General features: G+C 39.6%; 3 protein-coding genes and 1 pseudogene. All 4 read right to left on the bottom strand.

What is annotated here, in order from left to right:
* On the bottom strand, positions 1 to 317 hold a 317-nt coding region (locus tag WAK81_RS08085; protein ID WP_422196406.1), incomplete at its 3' end, for a TCP-1/cpn60 chaperonin family protein.
* A gap of 56 nt (positions 318 to 373) precedes the next feature.
* Positions 374 to 664: a co-chaperone GroES gene (locus WAK81_RS08080; protein WP_131270262.1), complete on the bottom strand. Its 291-nt coding sequence runs from the start codon at positions 662 to 664 to the stop codon at positions 374 to 376.
* Positions 665 to 847: 183 nt separating this feature from the next.
* A complete protein-coding gene (locus WAK81_RS08075; RefSeq protein WP_422196405.1) occupies positions 848 to 1,621 on the bottom strand; it encodes a metallophosphoesterase family protein in 774 nt (257 codons plus the stop codon).
* A pseudogene (locus WAK81_RS08070) lies at positions 1,602 to 1,716 on the bottom strand (diacylglycerol kinase); the annotation flags it as partial. The gene WAK81_RS08075 and the pseudogene WAK81_RS08070, both read right to left, overlap by 20 nt.

Raw genomic sequence — 1,716 nt, 5'->3', positions numbered from 1 at the left:
GACTTGATCCCTTCATTCAAGATGGCTTGCGCAAGTACAGTTGCAGTTGTTGTACCATCACCTGCGATATCATTGGTTTTTGAAGATACTTCACGAACCAGTTGAGCACCCATGTTCTCAAATTTGTCTGCCAGTGAAATTTCTTTCGCAACCGTTACACCATCTTTAGTAATGTGGGGTGCACCGAAAGAACGGTCGATCACAACATTACGGCCTTTAGGACCTAAAGTTACTTTTACAGCATCTGCAAGTACGTTTACGCCTGCAATCATTTTGCTGCGCGCTGAATCACCAAATTTTACTTCTTTAGCTGACATGCTTTACTCCAAATATTTTAATTTTCAAAAATTTGATTGAATGGAACAGGTCTGAATTAGCCTTCTAAAACGGCTAAAATGTCAGACTCTTTCATAATAAGAAGTTCTTCGCCTTGTACTTTTACAGTTGTACCTGCGTAAGTACCGAACAATACTTTGTCGCCTACTTTAACGTCTAAAGCGCGTACGCCATTGTCAGTAACCTGACCATTACCTACTGCAATGATTTCACCTTGAGCCGGTTTTTCAGCAGCAGAACCTGGAAGTAAAATACCGCCAGCAGTTTTAGTTTCTTCTTCAACACGACGAATAACTACGCGATCATGTAATGGACGAATGTTGCTCATTGGAAACTCCATCAGACTAAGTCTTTTATAGTGAAGTAATGATGACTTTGTTATTCCATCGGTCATCATCAAAATAATTTCGATGTCACTTTTGTGGGGATGGAAAAAAACGCTTCAAGGGGGCAAGTAAAAAAAAATGCGGTTTTTTGTATTTTTTTTATTCAACTCTCAATATTTCTTCATTTATTCAGCATTTTGTTCATCTAATACAAATTCTTTTTGTTGTTCATCAAAATAATAATGCTGCACGTCGGCATTTTCCTGAATAACATTGAAACTATTTGGCAAGCCACGATGTAATCGGTAAGAAGTCGCTGTACCGGCATGTATATCAAGTACAGGATGGGCTACACCTAAACGATAAATCTGGTTTAAATCATACACCGCAGATTGATGCAGATGTCCATGTAACAAGCCATTTAAACCGCTTTGGCTCCAGGATTCTAAAGCCATCCGCCCCAGCATCGGACAGTCTTTTACCCCATGTGGATCATTCGGTGGAGTATAAAAAGGCTGATGCGCAACAATCAGTTTTATTTTATGTGCTGGAGCGACCATTAATGACTGGTCAATTTGCTGGATTTGTTCCAAAGAGATATGACCGCGAGTGTGATAACGCCTTCGAATACTGTTCACTCCCATAATATAAAAATGTGCAGTTTCTAAGATATTTTCCATGTGACCAAAGAATAATTTATAGCGGGTAAATGGACTAAAGATGCGGTTCCACAGCTGATATAATGGAATATCATGATTACCTGGTACCACCAGATACGGAAGATTAAGACTTTCCAAAAACTGTTTGCAGTCATAAAACTGCGTATAGCGCGCTCGCTGGGTTAAATCACCACTCACCACGACAGCTTCAAAAGGTTGCTCTTGGCAAAAAAGACGGATTGCCGCCATACAGGCGGTTTTCTCTGTACCAAAATGTAAATCAGACAGGTGCAGAATCATGAGGAACCATTATTTTTAATGCATTTTTACGCACTGAAATTTTAAGCGGCGGCTGCATTTCAACAATTTCACCATCTAAAGCCACAGTTAATTTT

It is taken from the genome of Acinetobacter sp. (assembly GCF_049284435.1).
GTDB lineage: Bacteria > Pseudomonadota > Gammaproteobacteria > Pseudomonadales > Moraxellaceae > Acinetobacter.
The sequence above is the reverse complement of the archived record's forward strand: the minus strand, read 5'-3'. Positions and strand labels throughout refer to the sequence as shown.